Genomic DNA, 24,583 nt, shown 5'->3' with positions numbered 1-24,583 from the left:
AGATTTGATAACATTAATACCTAAAGATATGAAAAAGTGTGTAATTTTAGTTGCAATATTGTTCTCTGGAATTTTAGTTGCACAAGAGATAAAACCGGAATTGGAAGTTGTTGGAAATAAAGTAAAAGCTACTTATTACTATGAAGATGGTAATATTCAACAAGAAGGTTTCTTTAAAGATGGTAAATTAGATGGTGTTTGGGTATCGTATGATGTAAAAGGAAATAAGATGGCGGTTGGAGAGTACACTGAAGGAGTGAAAACTGGAAAATGGATTTTCTTTAACGACAAAAATCTTTGTGAAGTTGCTTATGAAAACAGCAAAGTAGCATCCGTTAAAAATTTACAGAAAAATGCTTTAGCAAACAGAAATTAATAAAATTTCGAATGATTTATAAAACCGCTTTTAAAGGCGGTTTTTTTATGCTTTTACTTTTTTTGACTTTTTGTTTCTTCCGTACCAGATTATAAAACCGCTTACAGGTAAAGCTGCAGCCGTCAGGCTGATAAGGAAAGCAAGAATCTTTCCGGGCAGATCTAGGATTTGTCCGGTATGAATACCGTAATTCATTTCGACGACCTGTAAACCCAGACTTTTTTTGTGGTATGGGTCGCTTTGGATTAATTTTCCGCTGTTTGGATGGAAAGAATAATTGCTTTGATGGTCGTATCGCAAGGCATGAGGGTAAGCTCCTGTACCGATTATGTCGCCTTTTTGCTGCGGAAATGTGACATAATACATTCCGGCTTTAGGCTGAAGCTTTACGGTCGTAGTAAAAGCACGATCGATTGCACTAATTGAATTGCTGCTAAATTTAGTGGTATCAATGGTTGGTGCTTTTGTTTCTAAAGCTTTATCTCCGCCAAAATTGAATGTTTTGTAGATTCCATCACCCACCCATTCATAAGTAAAGGTCAGACCGGTTATGGCGATAATGGCTGCTAATAGCGAAATGTAAAATCCGGAGGTGTTGTGCCAGTCGTAATTGACACGTCTCCATTTGGCAGACCATTTTACAGTAAAGCTTCGTTTCAGATCGCTTTTTCGTTTGGGCCACCATTGTATAAGTCCTGTGATTACTAATAAAAGGAAGATGATAGTTGCGCTCCCAATAATGTGTTTTCCGATATAATCAGGTAAAAGTAAATATAAATGAATGCGTTCGACAATGATAAAAAAATCAGTTTCGGGATCTTCAATTTTTAAATGTTTTCCGGTGTAGGGATTGAAGTAGAGGTATCTATTCTCGCTATCAGCATAGGTGTAAACAATTGCAGAACGGTTTTTTCCATAATACGAAACCATAGTCGATTTGTAATTTGGAAGAATTTCTTTGGCTCTTTCCTGTAATACAGAGGGTAGTACAAAAGGCTTTTTTTGGGGTTCAACAAACCGCCATTCTTTTCGGGTAAGGTCTTTTATCTCATCATGAAAACAAAAAATACAACCCGTAATACTGACAATAAAAACAATAAGCCCGGAAATTAATCCGAGCCATTTGTGTAGAAATCGTATTTGTGTTTTGAATCCCATTTTATTGTAAAAACGCAAAATTATACGCAAAATCAATGGGGAGCAAGTAATTTTATTTATTTTTTAGAAACGGCTTCGTTTTTAGGTTTTAATGAATAGGCGACATAAAGGGTTATGGAGGCCAGGAATATCCAAAAAACATCTACAAAGAAGACTTGAATTCTGTTTTGCATAAAAGATGTCCAAAACCAATTTCCGGATACAATTCCGTTTGTAATTGGGATTAAAAAACCTAATATGCTTCCTGAAATTAAGCAGCATTTGTTGGTAAAGGCATCATTCTTTTTAAGGATGAAAAATAGGGTAAGAATAAGCCATCCTATAAAGTAAACCATGTATAACTGATCCTGAGTAAGAGGGTGGAATATTTTGGCAGCAATAAAAGCAAAGGCCGTGATCGGATACATGCTCAGACATATGGCTAAATAAATACGAACGACTCCGGCATTAAAGCGTCTTTTCTTTTCGGGTAAGTTGTTTTTTTGTCTGGCGACTAACCAAATCATAACTCCCGAAATGATGACAAAACAGGTAATTATGCCTAAAACGAAACTTACAATTTTGAGAGCATAACCCCCATAATCGCCAAAGTGTATGCGATACAGAACATTTTTTACCACATCGAGATAGTTGTTTTGCGTAATCGGATTTTTTCGGGCAATTTCTTTTCCGTCCGCAATTCGATAAACGATCTTCCCAATTCCAGTGAATTTTTTATGACTTAACATTTGGCCTTCTACCAGAACATGCATGTTGGCATCTCCGTAATTCTGAATGAAAACACGAGTGATTTCAAAATCTTTCCAGCTGCTTTTTGTTTTCGCAACAAGCTGATCGATATTAAATGGAGCGGCTAATTTTTTGTTGTCGAACTTGTAATCAGGATCAGTATATTCTAATTCTTTGTATAGCTTATCCTGATCGCCTTTGTACAATGCCATTACAGCCGGGGCCACAATTAAGAGTTTAATCATGAAAAAAGTTCCGGTTACGGCATATACAAACTGAAAAGGCAAACCAATCATTCCTAAGGCGGTATGAGCATCTGTCCATAAGGTTTTTAGTTTTTCTTTTGGACGGAAGATATAGAAGTTAGAGACGATTTTTTTCCAATGCAGTAAAAGCCCGGTTACGATGGCAAATAAAAAAAACAAAGCGGTGAAACCCGAAAGGTAATAACCGGCAGGATAAGGAATTTGTGCCAGAAAATGCAAGCGGTATAAAAATTCTCCTAAAGAATAAGAATCTTCGTAGGTAAAGGTTTTGAAGGTTTTGGTATCAAGGTAGAAGAACGATCCTTCTTGTTGTTTTTTAGGGGCCAGGGTATCTTTTGTACCCTCCATATAAACAGCCACTCTCCGTTCTGTACTTGGTTTTGAAATGGTAATGTTTCTTCCATGTAAGACGTATTCTTTGTCCAGTTTTTGTAACGCTGAAGTATAGTCGAGCTGGATTTCTTTGGTTAAAGCAGTAGATTCATTTCTTTCCCAATTGATAATTTCATCTCTGAAGAAAGAAAAGGACCCTGCGAAAAAAATCACAAAAAGGACTACGCTAATCACAATTCCGCTAACGGTATGAGTATGAAAATAGATGTTGTAATTACGATTGTTCATAGGTTATTTTGCTATTGGATTGTAGGTTTGACCAAGGTATATTAAAAGAGAAAAAACTAAAGAAAGGAGGATGTAAATTCCCCAGATTTTCCATCCGTTTTTGGCCAGGAAAGCAATAACCATAAGGGCCACCCAAAGGATGAATCCGCTAAAAGCCATGGTCATTAATATGTTGGCACGGTTGAACCAGGCCGCTAAGGCCAAATGAAAAGTAACTGAAACAAAATAGCCGCCTACTATAGCCGCTGTAATTTTGGCAAATCGTTGCCATTTGGATTGGGTTAAATATTTTGGATTTGCCGGCATATTTTGGTTAGCAATAAGTTAATAGTAGTAAAATTCCAGTAAAGCAGCGAGTATAAAAAAAGCAAGAATTGCGTATCGGTTTACTTTTTTGAGCGGTGCTAAAATGATGATGAGACTTCCAATGGTCATGAGCTGAATGAAGAACATAAAAGTTCCGCAGCATAAAGATTGTGTAAACAACCAAAGAGTGTAAGCTAGTAAAAGAAGTCCCAGGCCCAAAAGTTTGGTTGGTTTAGGATTGCTTTTCATCCATTTTTCAAAACCTAAATCATACGATAATGTAGCTCTTTTCGAGGTGTAATAAAGGGTGTAAAAAGCTAAAAAAACGATAAGACTTGCAATTGTTATCATGATTGACAGAATTTAAAAAACACCTTTCAACTCAAAGAAAGGTGTTTTTTTGTTTTTATTAGAATTTGTAAGCGAAGCTTGCTGCTACACTTCTCATGTTTCTTGGGTGAATGGTAGACCAGCCATCGTAAGTCTCTACGTTGGCGATGTTATCCATTTTTAAAGTCAGAGTAAATTTCTCTGCAGAATAGAAAAGAGAGGAGTTTAGTACCGTGTATTCCGGGATTGTAAATGCTCCGGTTGTTTTTCTGTTCATGATTTTGTTATCACCTACATAATTTCCTCCAAAACCTAGTCCAAAGCCTTGTAGTGGTCCTTCCAGGAATTTGTAACTCGCCCAAAGATTGGCTAAGTTTTGTGCTCCGGCACTTTCCGGTCTGAAATTTACAAATTCACGATCACCGGCAGTTAATACGGCGTCATTATAGCTGTAACCAAACACGATGTTTAAACCGGCAACTGGGTTAGAAACGATTTCGGTTTCAAAACCTTTGTTTCTCTGGCCCCCATTTTGGTAAGAAGTTGAGTTGGTCGCATCTGTTCTAATGCTGTAAACCTGATCTGAAACTTTAATATCGTAGTAGCTGAAAGTAGCGTAAAGTTTATCTTTAAATAAGTTAAGTTTTGTACCTACCTCAAATTGATTGGCGTGTTCCGGGTTGTAAACTCTAGGGGTTCTAACACCACCGCTCATATCTTCTCCAGGGGCAACGTTTGAGAATCCATCCATATAATTGGCGAAAATAGAGACTTTGTCTAAAATAGGTTGGTATACTAATCCGAATTTTGGAGAAAAAGCAGTCTGATTGTATCCGCCATTATCTGCGTTCATGAAACGGTCAACACGTAAACTTGCCATGGCAGACAATGCCGGCGTAAAGTTGATTACGTCTGAAACATAAACACTGTAAACTTCCTGCTTTGTTTTATTATTGTTGGTTGTTGCTTTTGCTAAAAGAGCATCAGTTCCGGATTTTGATAAATTTCCACTATCACCACTTGTAATATATTTTGTAGGATCGGTAATTTTGAAAACATTTTCGTTTACGGTTTGTAAACTTGCATTACCAATATAGATGCTTCCATTGCTAATATAGCTGGTTCCGTTGTCTGTAGAAGAGTTGTTGAAATAGTCGAAACCGGCAACAATTCGGTTTCTTAACTTACCGATTTTAAAATCACCAATAAAGTTTTGTTGAATATCAGTAGTTAAGGTTGTTGAATTCTGGTAATTGATATAACGATCTAAGACGATACCTTCTTTAATTTCCGAAAAGCGTTTGGTTCCTTCATATATATATGAGTAATACCCTTCAGATCTTGATGATCCTCTTGAAAGAACCGTCTGAGAAGTCCATTCGCTGTTGAACTTATAAACCATTTGACCTTGCAGGTTGTAAGATGGAGTTTCTATAGCAAGTTGGTTGCTGGTATAAGAATGCTTGTTATCGTATCCAAGTTCTTTCATATTGTGAACTCGTAAAGCAGCACCTCTGTCCAAAAACAGCATAGTTGGATTGGTGGCTTTATTGTTCATGAATTCAGTATTAACAAAGAATGAAAGTTTGTCGTCTACTTCGTAAGATAGGGAAGGGGCAAAAAAGAATGATTTTTTAAATCCTGCATCCTGAAAACTATTTTCATTGTGATAAGCAGAATTGATGCGTAGATTTACTTTGTGTTCATCGTCTAAAGGAGTGTTGATATCTGCAGTAACTCTGTTTAGTCCGTAACTTGCGGCAGTATAAGTGATTTCTCCTCCAAAATGATCGTAAGGTCTTTTGGTTGTAATGTTGATTAATCCTCCGTATGAGATTAAGCTGCTTCCAAACAAAGTTCCTGAGGGACCTTTGATTACTTCGATTCTGTCGATGTTGGCAGGATCAAGGCTTCCGTTTGTTAGTCCCGGTAATCCGTTAATCATAGTAGGCTGAACAGCAAAACCTCTTAGAGAGAAATAGCCTGCACCATCATTTCCACGTCCTGTTGAGGCCCAAAGTGTGGTTAATCCCGGTGCATTTTTAAGAGCATCGTCAATATTGGTTACTACCTGTTCTTTTAGTAATTCACCTGTAATAGTAGTGTAAACTTGCGGGTTTTCAAGATTTTTAAGTGGTAATCTTGATACTTGTTGATTTTCTTTACGGGCTAATGGATTCTTTTTTCCGTGACCGTTGATTACGATCTCGTTCAGTTGTTCAGAGTTTGAACTGATTGTAAAGTCTTCTACTATTTCGTCTCCGGCATTAAGAGAAACACTTTTTTCTTTGGAAGAATGTCCAACAGCCGAAACTTTAATGATGTAGCTTCCCGGTTTTATGTTTTTAATCTCGTAAAAACCTTTACTGTCTGTGTTGGTTCCAATCTTGGTTCCTTTTAATACAATAGTTGCATTATCGGCAGCCTGATTGTTAGTTAGGTTGATCTGACCTTTTAGAGATGCTTTTCCTTGTGCCGAAATTGTGGTAGCGGCCAATAGGAAAAAGCAGAAACTTAAAAGGGGAATGGTAAACTTATATTTCATTTTTTATTTAGAATTAATTTGAATAGTGCAAATTTAATTGCAGAATACAAGCCAAGCAAGTTATTCTTATTTATTCTAAATAAAATAGTTTTTAAGGGTTTAAATTTTTATTTGTTTAAAATTTTAACATCTTAAGCGGAATTTAAGCTAATATTAAGAAAAAAAACCTGCTCAAATGAATGAGCAGGTTTTATATGATTGTAGAAAATTATTACAATTACAATTCTAAAGCGCGTTTAGCATCGCCATTCATTAATAACTCTAACGGATTTTCTAAAGCTTCTTTTACAGCTACTAAGAATCCAACTGACTCACGTCCGTCGATGATTCTGTGGTCGTAAGAAAGTGCTACGTACATCATTGGGTGAATTTCAACTTTACCGTTTACAGCAATTGGACGCTCAATAATGTTGTGCATTCCTAAAATTCCTGATTGAGGAGGGTTGATAATTGGAGTACTTAACATACTTCCAAAAACACCACCATTAGTAATAGTGAAAGTTCCACCTGTCATATCGTCAACAGTAATCTGACCGTCACGTGCTCTAAGTGCTAATCTTTTGATTTCAGCTTCGATTCCACGGAAAGTCAACAATTCAGCGTTACGAACTACAGGAACCATTAAACCTTTTGGTCCTGAAACTGCAATAGAGATATCAGCAAAATCATAAGCTACTTTATAATCACCATCCATCATAGAGTTTACGTCCGGATACAATTGTAACGCTCTTGTAACTGCTTTTGTAAAGAATGACATGAATCCTAAACCAAGACCACCATGTTTTGCTTTGAAAGCATCTTTGTATTCGTTACGAATTTGGTTGATTGGCGTCATGTTAACTTCATTGAAAGTCGTTAACATTGCTGTTTCGTTTTTAGCAGCTACTAATCTCTCAGCCACTTTACGACGTAACATTGATAATTTAGTACGCTCAGTTCCACGGCTTCCTCCTGTTGGAGTTCCCATTGAAGGTACTGCGTTTACTGCATCGTCTTTAGTGATTCTGCCTCCTTTACCAGTTCCTGAAACTGTTGCCGGTGCTATGTTTTTTTCGTCTAATATTTTTCTTGCTGCCGGAGATGGTGTTCCCGCTGCATAACTTGTAGCTGCCGGAGCCTGAACCGGAGCTGCTTTTGGTGCTTCAGCTTTTACTTCCGCTTTTGGAGCCTCAGCCTTTGGAGCTTCAGCTGCCGGAGCAGATCCTGACGGTTTTGCTGCACTTGTATCAATTAAACAAACTACAGCGCCTACTGCTACTGCATCACCTTCTTCTGCTTTTAGCGTAATTGTTCCGCTTGCTTCAGCCGGTAACTCAAGAGTAGCTTTGTCTGAATCAACTTCAGCAATAGCTTGATCTTTTTCTACATAATCTCCGTCTTTTACTAACCAAGTTGCAATTTCAACTTCTTTTATTGATTCCCCTGGTGATGGGACTTTCATTTCTAAAATCATCTTATTTTTTGTTTAAGGTTTTTATGGTTTAAAGTTTCCTGTTGTTAAACCGGAAACTTTAAACTTGAAACATTTTTTTATCTGAATAAATTTTTATCGAAAACCATTCTAATCGCATCAGCATGACGACGTTTTGAACGCGTGTAGCTTCCTGATGCAGGAGCAGAATAAGCTTTTAATGAGGCCAATCTCCATTTTACAAGGTCAAAGTTCATCAGCATAAAGCTGTAGGCTCCCATGTTTTTAGGCTCTTCCTGTGCCCAAACATAATCGTCAACATTTGGATATTGTGCAATGATTTCTTTGATTTGTTCCACTGGGAAAGGAAATAATTGCTCGATACGAACAACTGCAACATCATTTCTTCCGTTGTTTTCTCTTTCAGCTACAATGTCGTAGTAGAATTTACCGGTACAGAATACTAAAGATTTTACGTCTTTTTTGTTTACTGTAGTATCATCAATCGTTTCCTGGAAAGTTCCTGTTGCTAGTTCTTCAACAGTTGATACGCATCTTGGATCACGTAATAAACTTTTTGGAGAGAAAACGACCAAAGGTTTACGGAAATTTGTTTTCATTTGTCTTCTTAACAAGTGGAAGAAGTTGGCTGGCGTTGTACAATCGGCAACATACATGTTGTGTCTTGCGCAAAGTTGTAAGTAACGTTCCATTCTTGCAGAAGAGTGTTCAGCTCCCTGACCTTCATATCCGTGAGGTAATAATAAAACAATACCGTTTTGGTTGTTCCATTTGTCTTCTCCACAAGAGATGTATTGGTCAATCATGATTTGAGCTCCGTTAGAGAAATCTCCAAACTGTGCTTCCCAGATTGTTAAGGCATTTGGATTGGCTAATGCATATCCATAATCAAAACCAAGAACACCATATTCAGATAAAAGAGAGTTGAATACACCAAATTTCCCTTTTTTGTTCTCAATAGAATTCAATAAAATCACTTCTTCTTCAGAGTCTTCTACTTTAACAACTGCGTGACGGTGAGAGAAAGTACCACGCTCTACGTCCTGACCAGAAATACGAATGTCGAATCCTTCTGTTAAAAGTGAACCGTAAGCCAATGCTTCTGCAGTTCCCCAATCAAGTGTATTGTTGTCGTATCCTACTTTTCTGTCCGTAACAATTTTAGTTATTTTGTTGATGAACTTCTTGTCAGATGGTAAGGTTGAGATTGTATCGATGATAGAGTCCAGTCCTTTTTTATCAAAAGTAGTGTCTACTTTTTCAAGCATTTGTGTATCTGTTACCTGAACAAATCCATCCCATTCGTTTTTCATGAATGGAGTTATAATTGTCAAATCTTTTTTACGGGAAGCTTCTAAGTTCTCCTCCATAGCCGATTTGTATTCTTTTTCTAAAGCATTTACATAAGTAGCATCGATTATGCCGTCAGACAATAATTTCTCTGCATAAATATCTCTTGGATTTTTATGTTTCGCGATGATTTTATATAAAACCGGTTGTGTAAAACGAGGCTCATCACCTTCGTTGTGACCGTATTTTCTGTATCCTAATAAGTCAATAAATACGTCGCGTCCAAATTGCATTCTGTAGTCTAATGCAAAAGATACGGCGTGTACCACAGCTTCAGCGTCATCAGCATTTACGTGTAATACCGGTGAAAGTGTTACTTTGGCAACATCGGTACAGTACGTAGACGAACGTGCATCTAAATAGTTAGTGGTAAAACCAACCTGATTGTTGATTACGATATGAATCGTACCGCCTGTTTTGTATCCGTCAAGTTGAGCCATTTGAATAATCTCATACAAGATTCCCTGACCTGCGATTGCAGCATCTCCGTGAACGGCAATAGGTAATACTTTAGAGAAATCGTTAGGATAGTATTTGTCCTGTTTTGCTCTTGTGATTCCTTCAATTACAGCTCCAACCGTTTCTAAGTGAGAAGGGTTTGGTGCTAAATTGATGTTGATGTTTTTTCCTGTTCTTGTTTTTTTGTCAGCTGTAAGACCTAAGTGGTATTTTACGTCACCGTCAAAATATTCCTGATCGTAATCTTTACCGTCAAACTCACCAAAAATATCCTGAGTTGATTTTCCGAAGATGTTAGCCAAAACGTTCAAACGACCACGGTGAGCCATTCCCATTACGAATTGTTCCACTCCTTTTTCGGCAGCCTGCTCGATCAAAGCGTCCAAAGCCGGGATGATAGATTCTCCACCTTCTAATGAGAATCGTTTTTGACCTACATATTTAGTGTGTAGGAAATTCTCGAAAGATACGGCCTGGTTTAATTTATTTAAGATTGTTTTCTTTTCTTCAGAAGAGAAGTTTGGCTGGTTTACGTTTACAGCCAGTTTGTCCTGGATCCATTTTACAACGCCGGGATTTCTGATGTACATGTATTCGATACCAATGTGTTGGCAGTAAATAGTCTGAAGGCGTGTTACGATATCCTGTAATGTAGAAGGGGCTACTCCGATTGCCTGAGCAGCATCAAAAACTGTTGAAAGATCAGCAGTTGTTAATCCGAAATTTTCAATGTCTAAAGTTGGAGACGATGTTCTACGATCACGAACAGGGTTTGTTTTGGTAAACAAGTGCCCGCGTGTACGGTAAGCATCGATTAATTTTAGGACATTGAATTCTTTTTGTAATTTATCAGAAACTAAACTACAATCTACGTTGTCGTTTGTTACGTATTCAACAATTCGTTGAACCGGATTTTCGTCATTATAAGTCGTTTGTCCAAAATCGAAACCTTGAAAAAAACTTCTCCAGCTTGGCTCAACGCTATCTGGGTTTACTAAATACTGATCATATAATTGTGCGAAAAACTCTGTATGCGCTGCATTTAAAAATGAAAACCTATCCATAATATGAGTGAATATACTTTTTGTTAAATAGAATCGCAAAAGTACAACAATCACATTTATTTAAATCTTTTTTTTACGTACTTTTACGTAAAAATTTGTTAAAAATAGACTCAACTATGGATAAAAATCAAATTTCAATCGTTTTCAAAACTTTTTTTGTGATTTTGGTAGTCTTATTTTCAAGTTCTGCAATTGCACAGCAAAAATATGTTATAGACAACAGTAATCATTTTTGGGAGAAAGTTCAATTTGGAGGAGGTCTTGGTTTAGGAATTGGTTCCGGATATACGGATATTTCCGTTTTGCCAAGTGCTATATATAATGTAAACGAAATTGTATCTGTTGGTGTTGGATTGCAGTTTGGTTACCTGTCCTCCAAAAACTATTACAGCTCTTTTGTTTATGGTGGAAGTCTGATTGGACTTGTGAATCCAATTCCTGAAATTCAATTGTCTGCCGAACTAGAACAGGTTCGTGTAAATACGGATTATAAATCGACTCCTTACCGACCAAGTTATTCCGATAATTATTGGAATACTGCCTTATACCTTGGCGCAGGTTACAGAACCGGAAGTGTAACGATTGGAGCCCGCTACGATGTTTTGTTTAATAAGGATACCAGTCTTTACGGATCCGGATTTATGCCTTTTGTGAGAGTGTACTTTTAAAGGTTCAAAGAGACATAGAGACAAAGGTTCAAAGGTTTTGAAAACAAATTTTACTGCAAAGAAGGGAAGCCTCTGTCGCTTTGCAACTTTGTACCTCTGCGCCTAATTAAGTGTAATGATTTCGGAACCAAACTTTTTGTAATTCTCTTCTTAAAATCAAAAAAGACATTTTCCTCTACAAAGTGCTTATTTTTATTTTGAATCTGTTGCTGTTTCTTAATGACATTTGAATATAAATCGATCATCTGGACTCCAAACGAAATCTAAGGAGCAGGTGTATCCCCTTAACCACAATTGACCGTTCATTTTTCTAAGGTAAAATCCTTTTGGGAAACTATCGTCGTTACTAATAGAATTGGTAAAGATTGTTAAGGAACCAAGAGGTGCCTTGTTTTTTTGGTGCTCAGAAACAGTGATTTCTTCTTGGTTGAGTAATTTGAGTCGTAAATATGGGGCTGCTTCCAGTGGACATTCGGATAATCCAAATTTCTTCAGAGATTCTTTTATTTCAGATATTGTTGCACCATTCGGAAATCCTAATTCATTTATTGAAATTTCTTTTATCGAAATTAACTTCTTTTTTTTAGAGGTCTTAAATGCTTTATTTGAAAAGATAATTTCAGCAAATTCATTGAGCATGATAGTAGACGCTTTTAATTTTTGCAGTAAGTCTTCTTTGGAAAAACCTCCATATTCAATTGTTAACTCGTTTTTAAGGTTGCTATTTGAACTGTTCATGTTATATGAAATTTAGTTTAGCGATTGAAACTTTGAGTTTTCTTTTTGTGAATAATGGAGAAGCCTGGTATTTTACTTATAATAATTTCGAAACCAAACCTTCTGCCATTCTCTTTTTAAAATTAAAAAAGAAACCTGCTCGGCTAAAATCACTAAATCAGAACCGTCGAGTTTTTTAATTTCATTTTCAGAAACATCGATAATATAAAGCAGGTTCAGGTATTCAGCAAATTTGTACTGAATCATTCGGTAGATTTTTTCGTGAAGCTGAATCTTTAGTTCTTCGGGAGAGATACTCATCGGAAAATCGATTCCTTCGTTGGCCAAATTAAAGTCTTTATTAATCTGTTCAATCAAACTCAAATATAGATTTTCACTTTCGGCATCAGCCAATAAAATATCGGTATTTTCAGGAATCGGAAACATTGATGCTTTTTAAGAATTGACGCAAAGTTAAAACTAAAAAATCATTTAACGGTTGATTCTCTTTCAATGATTCTTGTAGGAAGTTCAATAATTTGATGTGTCACCGGTCGATGTTCTTTCAGGTCTGCAATTTCATCTATTAAAAGCGAAACCGCCTGATGCCCCATTTCAAAACCGGGCTGGTCAATTGTAGTTAGTTTGGGTGAGATAACGGTACTCATAAACCAATTGCTGAACCCAAAAACGGCTACCTGTTCCGGTGTTTTGATTCCCGCTTCATTAAAATATTTGATAATTCCGATGGCAACCAAATCGGTGATGGCAAAAATTGCGTCTATGTCCGGGTGTTCCGTCATTATTTTCTGGGCATTTTCGTAACCGTCTTCAAAATCGGTATTGTTGTCACACACATAAACCAGTTTGGAATCGTATTCAATTCCGTGTGCTTCCAAAGCTCTTTTGTATCCCAAGAAACGATCGATGGAGTTTTGCGGAACATAAGAACCTCTAAAATGGGCGATCTTTTTGAATCCTTTATTAATGAGGTAAGAAACTGCATCGAATGCCGCTTTGGCATCATTGATTACGACTTTGGAACAATCGACTCTTTTGGCAATTTTATCAAATAAAACAACGGGCGTGTTTTTGCGGATGGCTTCATTAATATGAGTAAAATCATCCGTTTCGTTAGAGAGCGACATCAGAACCCCGTCAACACGTTTTTGAATTAATAGGGCCAGCTGTTTTTTCTCCAGTTCGTATTTTTCGTTGGATTGTAATATAATGACAAGATAGCCTCTTTTTTCGGCTTCTTCGAGAATACCATTTAAGACACTTGAGAAGAAATGATGCACGGTGGCCGGAATAATGACACCTATTGTTTTGGTTTCATTGGTTCTCAGGTTTACCGCAACCGAATTGGGCATGTAGTTCATGGTTTCGGCCATTTCGATCACCCGGGCACGTGTAGACTTGCTAATATCTGTATAGCCTTTTAGTGCTTTTGAAACCGTGGTAACCGAAATTCCCAATGCCGAGGCTATATCTATTAATTTTGTGTCATTCATGAAATAAAAGTACTAAAAAATAAAGTGTATTAGTAAAAAATTAACTTCCGAAAACGTTTTAGGTCATTTCGAAAACGTTTTCGATTTGGAATTCTTAAATTAGAGTTAATTCCTTGAGTAAGTTTACATTCACAAATGAAAGATTTACTAACTAAACCAAAAAATCATGAAACAGCAACATTCTTATTTAGGCATATTATTTTTGATATTGTGCTTAATCTCTGTTCCAAACCATCTGTTTGCTCAGAATAAAAATACCGTTTCGGGAAAGGTACTCGATGAGAGTGGCCAAACCATTCCGGGAGCCAATGTTTCGCTTAAAGGAACAGATAAAAATACTATTACTGACGAAAACGGAAGGTTCGTATTTGCGAACCTTGCCGCAGGAGATTATACCATTGTAGCCACTAATATTGGTTATAAAACCTTTGGAAAACAAATTACAGTAAAAGAAGGAGAATCTTTAGAGGTAAATTTACTTCTCGAAGGAGAATCCCAAAGTCTGAAAGAAGTTGTAGTAACAGGATCTTCAAGTCCGAGGTCTAAATTAGAATCCAGTGTGGCCATTACCACAATGGGCGCTAAGGCTATCGAAGACAGAGCTCCGGCCAGTACGGCGGCTTTATTGCAGACTATTCCCGGATTTGTGGTAGAAGCCTCGGGAGGAGAAATTGGGAATAACCTTTTTGCAAGAGGAATCCCGTCTGCAGGAGCGTATGAGTATGTACAGATTCAGGAAGACGGATTACCTGTTTTTGAAGATGGTGCACTGCAATTTGCAAATGCCGATACTTTTTACCGATTAGACGAAACCGTGAGTAAAATGGAAGCGGTTCGTGGAGGCTCGGCATCCATTTTTGCCAATAATGCTCCGGGAGGAATCATCAATTTCATTTCTAAGACGGGTCAGAATGACTTTCAGGGAAGAGCTAAATTCTCGACTTCGGATTATGGGATGTTCCGAACAGATCTGAACTTATCGGGTGCTTTAATCCAGGACAAATTGTTCTTTAATATAGGAGGTTTTTACAGAGCTGATAATGGCGTAAGAAATACAGGGTTTACTGCTAATAAAGGAGGGCAGATAAAAGGAAACATTACGTATAAGTTTGATGACAACGATTATTTGAGAATTAACTTCAAACACCTAGACGACAGAAATACCTTCTACCTGCCAATTCCGTTAAAAAGTAATAATGGAAAAATCGAAGGAATTCCGGGCTTTAATCCTAATTATGGAACACTGACGTCAGTAAATTTCAGTCGTTTAAATGTGCCTCAATACGGTGGCGGAACTTTTAGTGCCGATTTAGAAGACGGTTCTCATCCGATAATCAACTCGATTGGTGCTGAATTTAAAAATAAAATATCGGAGAAAGTGACTTTTAAAAATGCATTCAAACAAACGAGTATCAATTTGAATTACAATGCTATTTTTCCAAATGGAGGTCCGTGGACACAAAGCGCTTATGCAAGCGGTGTTCAGAATACAACGGCCAGTAATCTTACCTATTCTTATGTAGATAACGGCGCAACACTTGATCCAAATGCTTTAATCATGAGAGCAGATCTTTGGCATATCGAGAAAAAGATGAGCAATTTTGCCAATAACTTCTCTTTTGCATTTGATTTAGATCCGGTAAAACTAACAGCAGGGTACTATTATTCGAACTGGAAATCGAATCAATATTGGAACTGGAACTCGTATTTAGTGGGGGTTTCAGATAATCCGAGATTGTTAAATGTAAAAGACAATACAACCGGAGTAAATCATACCTGGAACGGGGTGGAAAGAATTACATGGTTGGAAAGGGATGCGCAAACCAAAGGACTTTTGAATGATGTTTATGCCGATGCCGAAATCAAAGCAACAGACAATCTGACTTTTAATGCCGGTTTACGATACAACAAAGACAAATATTCCGGTTACAGAGACAATGCTCGTTTTTTTGCAGAGAATGTAGGGATTTTAGATAACAATACGGCCGATGATAAGGTAACAACGGTTAAAGGAAATCCGTATACGTACTGGAGATATGATGTGAGCGAATGGTCGTATACCGCTGCCGGAAACTACAAATTCAATGACAATATGGCTTCATATGTACGTTACAGTCATGGTTTCAGATCGCCTATCGAAGAGTCTTTTTATGATAATGCGGCCGATTTGAGCAAACTGGAAAATACCGAGGTGAATCAGTTTGAGTTGGGGTATAAATATTCTAATTCTTTCTTTAATGTGAATGCCAATTTGTTTCACATGGGCTTAAAAAATGTTGCCTTTACAGATATTTTATCGGATGGATCTTCTGAAAATAAATTCGCCGATGTAAATAATATTGGTCTTGAAGTAGAAACGAATGCGAGATATGAAATGGTAAAGCTGAACTTTACGTTTACCGTTCAAAAACCGGAGTACGATAATTTTACAGGTACAAATGCAGATGGCTCTACATTTAATTTTAACGGAAATACGGCACGAAGAATCCCTAAATTTTTCTGTAACTTAAGACCGGAAGTAGACATTACAAAAGATTTTACCGCTTATGTTCAGTTTTCGTACTACGATAAAAAGTTCACGAATCAAGACAACAAACAAGTTTTACCAGCGTATAAAGAAGTGGGAGCAGGTTTAAATTATACCTATCATAATCTTCGTTTTGCAGTTGATGCTTCGAATTTGTTCAATGAAATTGGTTTAACCGAAGGTGATCCAAGACAAACAACATCAGCCGCAAGCGATGTATTTATGGCAAGACCTATTTTAGGACGTGCTTTTAGATTTTCGGTTGCGATTAATTTTTAAGAGATGTTAAATGTATGTTTGAAACCTGAAACTTTAAACCTGAAACATTTCATCAACTAAAAGACAAACCAATAAAAAATGAAAAACATAGGAATTAAAATATCTCTTTACCTTAATTATTTTGTCTTCGCTATTCTTCTGAATAGCGTGGGCATTGTGATTTTGAAATCGCAGAAAAATTATGGAGTAGATGAAGTTCAGGCGAGTATTTTAGAAGCGTTTAAGGATATGCCTATTGCGATTGTTTCCTTTTTTATAGCTTCTTTTTTACCCAGAATCGGATATCGAAAATCGATGCTGATTGGTTTGGGACTGGTTACGCTGGCATGTATTTCTATGTATTTTGGAAACTCATTCGACAATGCTAAAATTCTTTTTGCAACCGTTGGAGTGTCATTTGCTTTGATTAAAGTTTCGGTGTATTCGTTGATTGGTACAGTAACCGAAACCAAAAAAGAACACAACGCCTTGATGAGCAGTATTGAAGGTTTTTTTATGGTTGGAATTGCACTGGCTTATTTTTTATTTCCGGCTTTTAACAATGAAGATGATCCCAATTCATGGCTGAATGTGTATTGGTTTTTGGCAGGATTGTCGTTGCTATCGTTTCTGTTTTTGTTTTTTATAAAATTTGAAGAAACTGAAGTCGCTGCGGGAGCAAATCTCAAAGACGATTTTATGCAGATGTTCCGTTTAATGGCGAAATTGCTAACGGTTATCTTTGTTATTAGTGTCTTTTTGTTTGTGATGATTGAGCAGGGAATTCTTTCCTGGCTGCCTACATTCAATACAAAAGTGCTTCATTTACCGGAGAACATCAGTATTATGATGGCGAGTATTCTGGCTATTTCATTGGCAGTAGGAAGATTGATTGCGGGGATTGTGACCAAAAAAGTAAATTGGATCTGGGTGTTGAGTTTCTGTATTCTTTCGGCCATGCTGATTGTGATTTTTGTACTCCCAAAAACTGTTGGGCTGGAAGTGAAGAACATCAATACGCTCTCAGATATCCCCTTAATAGGTTTCGCATTTCCTTTAATCGGATTGTTTATTGCTCCCATTTATCCTCTGTTAAATTCGATTGTATTGAGTGCGCTGCCCAAAAACCTGCAAAGTTCAATGACGGGATTAATCGTGATTTTCTCGGCTCTTGGCGGAACATTAGGCTCCAGAATAACAGGTTGGCTGTTTAAAAATGAAGGGCCTGAAAAGGCATTTTACTTTACTTTGATTCCAATGTCTTTATTATTAATATCCTTTTTTATTCTTAAAAAAATAACTGCAAAAGATGAAATTTAAACTACATATATCCCAAACTATCGAAAAACTATTGGCTCAGGAAGATACTGATGGTGATAAAAAAATAACGATTGATGATCAGGGTCCAAAGAGATTTTTACTGAACGGTGAGGAAGGAAATTCGACTGTTATTGAAGGAACCTATCAACTTTCAAACTTATTGCAGGAACTGGCTTTGGCTAAAAAAGATAATGTTGAATTTGCTGAAATCAGTCTGGATCAAATCATTGAAGATCCTGTAAAAAGAATATCAGGAAAAATAAAAAACCTGTATTGGAAAGGGCTGACACGTACGATCGATACCAATGGTGTCAAAAAAATACTAGAAGACAATAAAATAGAAAATGCTATTTCGTATCTGTATGTGCCTTTTGGTGATGAAATTGTTTTTGATTATTTCAAAAAGTTAGAAGCCATAACGCCAAAGTTAAAAGTGGTACAGCTGCCGAAACATATCTCACCGGAGTATGTATTGTCACTGAACCAAAAGCCGGGTATTCTGGCTTTGGCACTTCAAATTAAAAACAATGAAATTTCGGGAGTTCCGTTTGTCGTTCCGGGTGGAAGGTTTAATGAAATGTATGGTTGGGACAGTTATTTTATTGCCAAAGGACTTTTAATCGATGATAAAATAGAGCTTGCCATGGGTATTGCCGAGAACTTTAAATACCAAATTGATCACTACGGAAAAATACTAAATGCCAACCGCAGTTATTATTTAACCCGTACCCAGCCACCGCTTTATACGTCATTGATCAGAGATGTTTTAGAAAAGTCGAATCCTGATATTTTCTGGATCGAAAGGCATTTGAAAACCGCGATTAAAGAATACAGAACGGTTTGGATGGAGGAAGGCAAAAGGCTTACGGCCAATGGACTGAATCGTTATAAGGCGGAAGGTATTGGCTTGCCATTTGAAGTAGAAGAAGGTCATTTTGATGATATTCTGGAGCAATATGCGCTGAAGTACAATTTGTCTACTCGGGAATTCGAGAAAAAATACCTGGAGCGTGAAGTTGTTGATGCCGAATTGGATAAGTATTTTATTCACGATCGAAGTATGCGTGAAAGCGGCCATGATACCACAAACAGACTGGTTGGAGTTTGTGCAAACTTAAATACGGTTGCCATTAATAGTTTGCTTTATAAATACGAAACGGATATTGCGTTTTTGATTAAAAAGTATTTTAAAGATGAATTTCAATATTTTGAAGACAAATCTTTCTCAAGCGAATATTGGCTTTCAAAAGCAGCTTCCAGAAAAGAAAAAATCAATCAGTTGTGTTGGAATTCAGAATACGGCTGTTATCTGGATTATAATTTTGTAAACGAGGAGCAGCATTTTTTTGAAGCAGCTCCGACATTTTACCCACTGTGGGCAAAAATAAGCACACCGGAACAGGCCGAAATTCTGGTAAAAAAGACGCTTCCGAGATTTAAAATGAAAGGTGGAATTGCAGGAAGTACCAAAGAATCTATTGCAGATATAGACGAAAACGCACCAATTCGACAATGGGATTATCCGTTTGGATGGGCGCCGCATCAAATGCTTTTATGGGAAGGTTTGCTGAATTATAATTTTAATGAAGAAGCGCAGGAAATGATATATCGCTGGCTTTGGCTGATTACCAGAAATGCGGTTGATTATAACGGAACCATTCCGGAGAAGTTTGATTTATCGATCAGTTCGCACAAGATTTTTGCAGAATACGGAAACGTAGGCACCGAATTTGATTTTATAACCGAAGAAGGTTTTGGATGGATGAACGCTTCGTACCAGTACGGTTTAACCATTTTGGAAGAAGATTTAAAACAAAAATTATCGGATTTGGTTGATCCTGATACACTTTTTTAATGTTCTAAAATGACAGACCCGACAGGTTTCAAAACCTGTTGGGTTTACTATTTTGTCAAAACACATTAATTTCCACGAATCCATCATAATTAAATAGGTGAAAATTAGTGTAATTCGTGGCAAAAAAATTAAACTTTTCTACCCATTAAATTCTCGCCAAAAGTTCTAAGAATATCTTTCTTTTCGGCATTAATATCCATTTTTTCTAAAGTTTCAAAAGCTTTAAAAGTATACATCTCTATAGCATCCTGCGTTGCTTTTGAAGCTCCTGATTCATTAAAAATGGTTTTTGCAGTCGCTATTTTATCGGTATTGTCTTCTAATTGTAGGCTGAATAATTGCTCTAATTCTGAAGCCTTTTCAGGAGAAGAAAATTCTCTTGCTTTGAGGTATAAATATGTTTTTTTGTTTTCGATAATATCTCCTCCAACTTGTTTTCCGAAGGTTTCCGGATCTCCAAAAGCATCCAGATAATCGTCCTGAAGCTGGAAAGCAAGCCCTAAATTCAATCCGAAATCATAAATTAAATCGCCTTCTTTTTCAGATGTTTCGGCTACAATAGCTCCCATTTTCATGGCTGCAGCAACCAGAACAGCTGTTTTATATTCGATCATTTTAAGATATTCCGGAATCGTAACATCGTTTCTTTTTTCAAAATCAACATCCCATTGTTGCCCTTCACAAACTTCAAGAGCAGTTTTGCTGAACAGTTTTGCCAGATTTCTGAAAACATTTGGTTCATATTGTTCAAAATACTGATAAGCCAGAATAAGCATCGCATCGCCGGAAAGAATACCAGTGTTGAGGTCCCATTTTTCATGAACCGTTTCCTGTCCTCTGCGCAAAGGTGCATCATCCATAATGTCATCATGTACAAGCGAGAAATTATGAAAAACTTCAACAGCCATCGCAGCCGGAAGTGCTTTTGTATAAGAAGTGTTAAAAACTTCTGCGGCCATCAAAGTAAGTACGGGACGTATTCGTTTTCCGCCAAGGCCGAGAATGTATTCAATAGGAGCGTAAAGATTTTGGGGTTCTTTCTGTATGCTTTGTTTTTTTAAATAACTAATAAAAAAATCCTGGTACTGACTAATATCGTGCATAAAATGAAATTCTGATTTGCGAAGCCCAAAGATACAATTCATTAATCAATTATTCCTTTTTTAAAAATTGAAATGATTTAACAGGGTTTAGAATGGGCTTTAAATCTTCTAATTTGTAAGATGTTAAAATTATTTTTAAAAAAACTTGGAAACTTTTTTGGTATTCAGAGTTTCCTGTCTATATTTGCACCGTTAAACGGAAACTTAGAACACTGTAATAGTTTCCGTGAAAAGTTGAGTAATTTATAACCTCAGTAAAATCAGTAATTTATGAAAACAACATGGACCTTAGATTCTAGCCAATCAGATGTTTTAATCAAAATGAGACATTCGATCATTGCTTATATGGGAGGAACTACAAATAAATTTGGTGGTTATGTGAACATTGAAGACAATGAAATTGAAGATGCATCGGTTGAGTTTTCACTTGACATCAATAACAAAATTGATAATTTTCAGCAAATCGATACGTATTTACAGCTTCAGGATCTGTTTGATGTAAACGAACACCCAATCATTAGTTTTAAATCGACTTCTTTTCAGAAAGTAAACAACAATATAAATTTTTTCAAAGGTGACTTAACCATTAAGGACGTTACTAAGGTAGTAGAACTTGATGCTGAGTTTATAGGGGTCAATACCTACAATGGCGAGAAGAAAGTTGCTTTTGAAATCAAAGGAGATATTAAGCGTCAGGATTTTGGTTTAGATTATAATTCATTCAATCATAATGGAGGTTTGGCTTTAGGAAAAGATATTAAGCTTATCGCAAATTTAGAGTTTAGCATATAAATTATACCTAATGAATAAATTAATGTAAAATTATTACAAAAATCATGGAAACTGTTTTTTTTGATTTTAGTTTCCTAAGTATATTTGTAATGAAATTTGAAAATTAAAATGAAAGAGAAAATTATATCAAAAGCAAGTGAGTTGTTTTTAAAACTTGGTTTTAAAAGTGTTACAATGGATGATATTGCAGGAGAAATGTGTATTTCGAAAAAAACCATTTACAAATACTTTTGCAATAAAGAAGTTTTGATTGAAGAAAGCACATCATTAGTTCATAAACAGGTACATGAAATAATTAATACGATTGTAGCGAAAGGTTATAATGCGATTCATGAGAATTTTGAAATTAGAGAAATGTTTAGAGATATGTTTAAAAATAATATGGATACTTCTCCCATTTATCAATTGAAAAAACACTATCCGGAAATTTATCAAAATATATTGAGTCAGGAGATCGATTTGTGTAGTCATTGGTTCAAAGAGAATATTGAAAAAGGAATTCGTGAGGGACTTTATCGTAAAGATCTGAATATAGACATCTATGTGAAATTTTATTATACACTTATTTTTCACATCAATGAAACGACTGTTTCAGAACGGGAAGCACAAAAAATAGAATTGGAGGCACTGGAATATCACACCAGAGCTATGGCAACAGAAAAAGGAATACCGGAATTGGAAAAACAACTTAAAAAAATTACTATTTAATCATCAATCTATGAAACGAATAATTCTTATATTTTTGTGTTCTATTGGCTTGTCTGCCAGCGCACAAGTCAAAAACCTAACCTTGAAAGAAGCTCTTACGTATGCGCTTGAAAACAAAGCCGACGCGAAAAAAGCAAAATTACAGGTTGAAAACAGTGAGTATAAAATTCAGGAAATACGCTCCAGAGCGTTACCTCAAATTTCTGCTAACGGAAATCTAACTCACAATCCGATAATTCAGACAACCGTAATCGATGGAGCAGGATTTGGTGCACCGGGAACTACAATTCAGGCAGCATTTGGTCAAAAATGGGTTTCAACTGCCGGAGTTTCTTTAACTCAGGCTATCTTTGATCAGTCTGTTTTTACAGGATTAAGAGCAGCAAGATCTACTCGTGAGTTTTATCAAATAAACGATCAGTTAACAGAAGAACAAGTAATCGAAAGAGTTGCAAATAACTATTATTCTGTTTACGTGCAACGCGAAAGATTGACTTTATTAGACAGCAATTATGTGAATACTACTAAAGTTCGTGATATCGTAAAAGGACAATTTGACAATGGACTGGCTAAGAAAATTGACTTAGATCGTATCATCGTAAAAATGTCAAATATTGATACAGAACGTCAACAAATTAAAAATCAAATTACCTTACAGGAAAACGCTTTAAAGTTTTACATGGGAATGCCTATTGAAACTGTAATAGAGATTCCAAAAGAAGAATTTGAAGTGGTACCGGCTGCCTTAACAGAAGTACCAAATATAGAAAACAGAACTGAGTATCTGCTTTTGAAAAAACAACAAGAACTTTTAGTATTCAACAAAAAAGCAGTTGAAGCAGGATATTATCCAACACTTTCATTAACTGCGGGGTATAACTATATTGGTCAGGGGCCTCAAATGCCATGGTTTGCCAAACCTTCTCAGGGAGTGTACTGGTCAGATTTCTCTGCAATTGCATTAAACCTGCATGTGCCAATTTTTACAGGATTTGGAACTCGTGCAAAAGTAAGACAGGCAGATGTTGAACTAAGATCGCTTGAGGAAGACATCAAGGATACCAAACTTTCGCTTGATTTAGATTATAGAAATGCAATGGCGCAAATCGATAATAACCTTGTGACCATTAATAATCAAAAAGAAAACATGCGCTTAGCGACTGAGATCTTAAGCAATACAAAAAACAATTACCTTCAGGGATTGGCGTCTTTAACAGACTTATTAGATGCAGAAAACGCATCACTTGAAGCACAAAATAATTATACCAGAGCGGTTTTGAATTACAAAATTGCCGAAGTAGCACTAATCAAATCAAAAGGTCAACTTAAAACTCTTATTAAATAACTAATTACAATGAAGAAAACTATTATAACAATCGTAATCATAATTGCAGCCCTGGGTGTGATTGGATATGTCTTAAATAATAATAAGAAAGAGAACAAAGAGAAAACAGATATCGTAGCAGAAAAGAATGCTGCCGTTTCTGTAAAAGTAGCTCCTGTAAAAACAGAAGAAGTTTCATTGGATTTCGTAGCAAACGGAAATTTTCAACCAATTCAACAATTGACATTTTCTGCTGAGAAATCTGGAAAAGTAATTACGGTTCTGGCTAAAGAAGGAGACTACGTAAGAGTAGGTCAAACTTTATTGACGATGAGAGGAGACATTATTAATGTAGATGCTCAGAATGCAGAGGCAGCATATCAAAATGCAAAATCAGATTATAACAGATACGAAAATGCCTTTAAAACCGGAGGTGTTACCAAGCAGCAATTAGACCAGGCAAAACTGGCTTTGACAAATGCTCAGTCTCATTATACACAGGCTAAAATTAATGTTGGTGATACCAGAGTAAAAGCACCAATCAATGGTTTTATCAATAAAAAATACATTGAACCAGGATCTATCTTAACAGGAATGCCAGCAACAGCATTGTTTGATATCGTAAACGTTTCAAAGTTGAAATTGGTAGTTACGGTAAACGAAAATCAGGTTGCGAGTTTAAAAGTTGGAGATCACATTAATGTATCAGCGAGTGTTTACCCGGACAAAACGTTTTCAGGAAAAATTACTTTCATTGCTGCAAAAGCAGATGAATCTTTGAACTTTCCGGTTGAAATTGAAATTACAAACAATACCAATAACGACTTGAAAGCAGGTATGTACGGAACTGCAAACTTTGCATCGAAACAACAAAAACAACACCTTATGGTGGTACCTAGAAATGCATTCGTAGGTAGTGTGAGCAGTAACCAGATTTTTGTAGTAGAAAAAGGTGTTGCAAAATTAAGAAAAGTAACTGCTGGAAGAATTTTGGGTGATAAAGTAGAAATCATCAACGGATTAACTGATGGAGAAACTGTAGTAATTACAGGTCAAATTAACCTGCAAGACGGTAACACAGTAGAAATTATTAAATAAATTAAAGCATTAAGCTATAGGCTGTAAGCATTAAGCTTATTGCCTAAAGCCTAAAGCCTAAAG

The 24,583-nt window shown here is 36.3% G+C and carries 20 protein-coding genes; 9 read left to right on the top strand and 11 right to left on the bottom strand.

Annotated features, from left to right (window positions below; translation table 11 throughout):
- Positions 1-28 precede the first annotated feature (28 nt).
- Positions 29-376 carry a toxin-antitoxin system YwqK family antitoxin gene (locus tag FLA105534_RS07165; RefSeq protein ID WP_173965349.1) on the top strand — a complete coding sequence of 116 codons (348 nt, stop codon included), beginning with the start codon at positions 29-31 and terminating at the stop codon, positions 374-376.
- Positions 377-421: 45 nt separating this feature from the next.
- Here FLA105534_RS07165 and FLA105534_RS07160 read toward each other — a convergent pair whose 3' ends face one another.
- The 7 genes from FLA105534_RS07160 to FLA105534_RS07130 form a co-directional block, all read right to left on the bottom strand.
- Positions 422-1,534 (bottom strand): PepSY-associated TM helix domain-containing protein, encoded by a 1,113-nt coding sequence (locus FLA105534_RS07160; protein WP_173965348.1) that lies wholly within the window; start codon positions 1,532-1,534, stop codon positions 422-424.
- 56 nt (positions 1,535-1,590) lie between these two features.
- A complete protein-coding gene (locus FLA105534_RS07155; protein ID WP_173965347.1) occupies positions 1,591-3,150 on the bottom strand; it encodes a PepSY-associated TM helix domain-containing protein in 1,560 nt (519 codons plus the stop codon).
- A 3-nt stretch (positions 3,151-3,153) separates the two neighbouring features.
- Positions 3,154-3,456 (bottom strand): hypothetical protein, encoded by a 303-nt coding sequence (locus FLA105534_RS07150; RefSeq protein ID WP_173965346.1) that lies wholly within the window; start codon positions 3,454-3,456, stop codon positions 3,154-3,156.
- Positions 3,457-3,474: 18 nt separating this feature from the next.
- Positions 3,475-3,807 (bottom strand): hypothetical protein, encoded by a 333-nt coding sequence (locus FLA105534_RS07145; protein ID WP_173965345.1) that lies wholly within the window; start codon positions 3,805-3,807, stop codon positions 3,475-3,477.
- 58 nt (positions 3,808-3,865) lie between these two features.
- Positions 3,866-6,331, bottom strand: coding sequence for a TonB-dependent receptor (locus tag FLA105534_RS07140; protein WP_173965344.1), 2,466 nt, complete (start codon positions 6,329-6,331; stop codon positions 3,866-3,868).
- 217 nt (positions 6,332-6,548) lie between these two features.
- Positions 6,549-7,784 (bottom strand): 2-oxoglutarate dehydrogenase complex dihydrolipoyllysine-residue succinyltransferase, encoded by a 1,236-nt coding sequence (gene odhB, locus FLA105534_RS07135; protein WP_173965343.1) that lies wholly within the window; start codon positions 7,782-7,784, stop codon positions 6,549-6,551.
- 77 nt (positions 7,785-7,861) lie between these two features.
- A complete protein-coding gene (locus FLA105534_RS07130) occupies positions 7,862-10,636 on the bottom strand; it encodes a 2-oxoglutarate dehydrogenase E1 component (RefSeq protein WP_173965342.1) in 2,775 nt (924 codons plus the stop codon).
- 116 nt (positions 10,637-10,752) lie between these two features.
- Between FLA105534_RS07130 and FLA105534_RS07125 the strand changes: the two genes are divergently transcribed.
- Positions 10,753-11,304, top strand: a complete 552-nt coding sequence (locus FLA105534_RS07125) for a hypothetical protein (RefSeq protein WP_173965341.1) — start codon at positions 10,753-10,755, stop codon at positions 11,302-11,304.
- 216 nt (positions 11,305-11,520) lie between these two features.
- On the opposite strand, the gene FLA105534_RS07120 is transcribed toward FLA105534_RS07125, so the two are convergent.
- The 3 genes from FLA105534_RS07120 to FLA105534_RS07110 all read right to left on the bottom strand — a co-directional run bounded on the left by FLA105534_RS07120 (position 11,521) and on the right by FLA105534_RS07110 (position 13,535).
- The gene (locus tag FLA105534_RS07120; protein ID WP_173965340.1) at positions 11,521-12,042 is read right to left on the bottom strand and encodes a helicase; all 522 of its coding nucleotides are present in this window, start codon (positions 12,040-12,042) and stop codon (positions 11,521-11,523) included.
- A gap of 72 nt (positions 12,043-12,114) precedes the next feature.
- Positions 12,115-12,468, bottom strand: coding sequence for a hypothetical protein (locus tag FLA105534_RS07115; RefSeq protein WP_173965339.1), 354 nt, complete (start codon positions 12,466-12,468; stop codon positions 12,115-12,117).
- Between the two features lie 41 nt (positions 12,469-12,509).
- Positions 12,510-13,535 carry a LacI family DNA-binding transcriptional regulator gene (locus FLA105534_RS07110; RefSeq protein WP_070906102.1) on the bottom strand — a complete coding sequence of 342 codons (1,026 nt, stop codon included), beginning with the start codon at positions 13,533-13,535 and terminating at the stop codon, positions 12,510-12,512.
- Positions 13,536-13,701: 166 nt separating this feature from the next.
- Between FLA105534_RS07110 and FLA105534_RS07105 the strand changes: the two genes are divergently transcribed.
- The 3 genes from FLA105534_RS07105 (at position 13,702) to FLA105534_RS07095 (ending at position 19,495) form a co-directional block, all read left to right on the top strand.
- Entirely contained in the window at positions 13,702-16,341 is a 2,640-nt protein-coding gene (locus FLA105534_RS07105; protein ID WP_173965338.1) for a TonB-dependent receptor, read from the top strand.
- A gap of 78 nt (positions 16,342-16,419) precedes the next feature.
- Positions 16,420-17,640: an MFS transporter gene (locus tag FLA105534_RS07100; protein WP_173965337.1), complete on the top strand. Its 1,221-nt coding sequence runs from the start codon at positions 16,420-16,422 to the stop codon at positions 17,638-17,640.
- The gene (locus FLA105534_RS07095; protein WP_173965336.1) at positions 17,630-19,495 is read left to right on the top strand and encodes a trehalase family glycosidase; all 1,866 of its coding nucleotides are present in this window, start codon (positions 17,630-17,632) and stop codon (positions 19,493-19,495) included. The genes FLA105534_RS07100 and FLA105534_RS07095 overlap by 11 nt, the downstream gene beginning before the upstream one ends.
- A 128-nt stretch (positions 19,496-19,623) precedes the next feature.
- Here FLA105534_RS07095 and FLA105534_RS07090 read toward each other — a convergent pair whose 3' ends face one another.
- Positions 19,624-20,598: a polyprenyl synthetase family protein gene (locus FLA105534_RS07090; protein ID WP_173965335.1), complete on the bottom strand. Its 975-nt coding sequence runs from the start codon at positions 20,596-20,598 to the stop codon at positions 19,624-19,626.
- A gap of 270 nt (positions 20,599-20,868) precedes the next feature.
- On the opposite strand from FLA105534_RS07090, the gene FLA105534_RS07085 reads away from it, so the two are divergent.
- The 4 genes from FLA105534_RS07085 (at position 20,869) to FLA105534_RS07070 (ending at position 24,520) form a co-directional block, all read left to right on the top strand.
- Positions 20,869-21,390: a YceI family protein gene (locus FLA105534_RS07085; RefSeq protein ID WP_173965334.1), complete on the top strand. Its 522-nt coding sequence runs from the start codon at positions 20,869-20,871 to the stop codon at positions 21,388-21,390.
- Positions 21,391-21,498: 108 nt separating this feature from the next.
- Positions 21,499-22,098: a TetR/AcrR family transcriptional regulator gene (locus FLA105534_RS07080; RefSeq protein WP_173965333.1), complete on the top strand. Its 600-nt coding sequence runs from the start codon at positions 21,499-21,501 to the stop codon at positions 22,096-22,098.
- A gap of 10 nt (positions 22,099-22,108) precedes the next feature.
- A complete protein-coding gene (locus FLA105534_RS07075) occupies positions 22,109-23,443 on the top strand; it encodes a TolC family protein (protein ID WP_173965332.1) in 1,335 nt (444 codons plus the stop codon).
- Between the two features lie 9 nt (positions 23,444-23,452).
- Positions 23,453-24,520, top strand: a complete 1,068-nt coding sequence (locus FLA105534_RS07070) for an efflux RND transporter periplasmic adaptor subunit (RefSeq protein ID WP_173965331.1) — start codon at positions 23,453-23,455, stop codon at positions 24,518-24,520.
- Positions 24,521-24,583 lie beyond the last annotated feature (63 nt).

The sequence above is a fragment of the Flavobacterium collinsii genome (assembly GCF_902804485.1).
GTDB classification, from domain to species: domain Bacteria; phylum Bacteroidota; class Bacteroidia; order Flavobacteriales; family Flavobacteriaceae; genus Flavobacterium; species Flavobacterium collinsii.
Note: the sequence above shows the minus strand (reverse complement) of the source record. Positions and strands in the feature narration are given on the sequence as shown.

Coding starts and splice junctions, on each gene's coding strand:
- FLA105534_RS07165 (WP_173965349.1), top strand. CDS start 29: ATGAAAAAGTGTGTAATTTTAGTTGCAATATTGTTCTCTGGAATTTTA.
- FLA105534_RS07160 (WP_173965348.1), bottom strand. CDS start 1,534: ATGGGATTCAAAACACAAATACGATTTCTACACAAATGGCTCGGATTA.
- FLA105534_RS07155 (WP_173965347.1), bottom strand. CDS start 3,150: ATGAACAATCGTAATTACAACATCTATTTTCATACTCATACCGTTAGC.
- FLA105534_RS07150 (WP_173965346.1), bottom strand. CDS start 3,456: ATGCCGGCAAATCCAAAATATTTAACCCAATCCAAATGGCAACGATTT.
- FLA105534_RS07145 (WP_173965345.1), bottom strand. CDS start 3,807: ATGATAACAATTGCAAGTCTTATCGTTTTTTTAGCTTTTTACACCCTT.
- FLA105534_RS07140 (WP_173965344.1), bottom strand. CDS start 6,331: ATGAAATATAAGTTTACCATTCCCCTTTTAAGTTTCTGCTTTTTCCTA.
- odhB (WP_173965343.1), bottom strand. CDS start 7,784: ATGATTTTAGAAATGAAAGTCCCATCACCAGGGGAATCAATAAAAGAA.
- FLA105534_RS07130 (WP_173965342.1), bottom strand. CDS start 10,636: ATGGATAGGTTTTCATTTTTAAATGCAGCGCATACAGAGTTTTTCGCA.
- FLA105534_RS07125 (WP_173965341.1), top strand. CDS start 10,753: ATGGATAAAAATCAAATTTCAATCGTTTTCAAAACTTTTTTTGTGATT.
- FLA105534_RS07120 (WP_173965340.1), bottom strand. CDS start 12,042: ATGAACAGTTCAAATAGCAACCTTAAAAACGAGTTAACAATTGAATAT.
- FLA105534_RS07115 (WP_173965339.1), bottom strand. CDS start 12,468: ATGTTTCCGATTCCTGAAAATACCGATATTTTATTGGCTGATGCCGAA.
- FLA105534_RS07110 (WP_070906102.1), bottom strand. CDS start 13,535: ATGAATGACACAAAATTAATAGATATAGCCTCGGCATTGGGAATTTCG.
- FLA105534_RS07105 (WP_173965338.1), top strand. CDS start 13,702: ATGAAACAGCAACATTCTTATTTAGGCATATTATTTTTGATATTGTGC.
- FLA105534_RS07100 (WP_173965337.1), top strand. CDS start 16,420: ATGAAAAACATAGGAATTAAAATATCTCTTTACCTTAATTATTTTGTC.
- FLA105534_RS07095 (WP_173965336.1), top strand. CDS start 17,630: ATGAAATTTAAACTACATATATCCCAAACTATCGAAAAACTATTGGCT.
- FLA105534_RS07090 (WP_173965335.1), bottom strand. CDS start 20,598: ATGCACGATATTAGTCAGTACCAGGATTTTTTTATTAGTTATTTAAAA.
- FLA105534_RS07085 (WP_173965334.1), top strand. CDS start 20,869: ATGAAAACAACATGGACCTTAGATTCTAGCCAATCAGATGTTTTAATC.
- FLA105534_RS07080 (WP_173965333.1), top strand. CDS start 21,499: ATGAAAGAGAAAATTATATCAAAAGCAAGTGAGTTGTTTTTAAAACTT.
- FLA105534_RS07075 (WP_173965332.1), top strand. CDS start 22,109: ATGAAACGAATAATTCTTATATTTTTGTGTTCTATTGGCTTGTCTGCC.
- FLA105534_RS07070 (WP_173965331.1), top strand. CDS start 23,453: ATGAAGAAAACTATTATAACAATCGTAATCATAATTGCAGCCCTGGGT.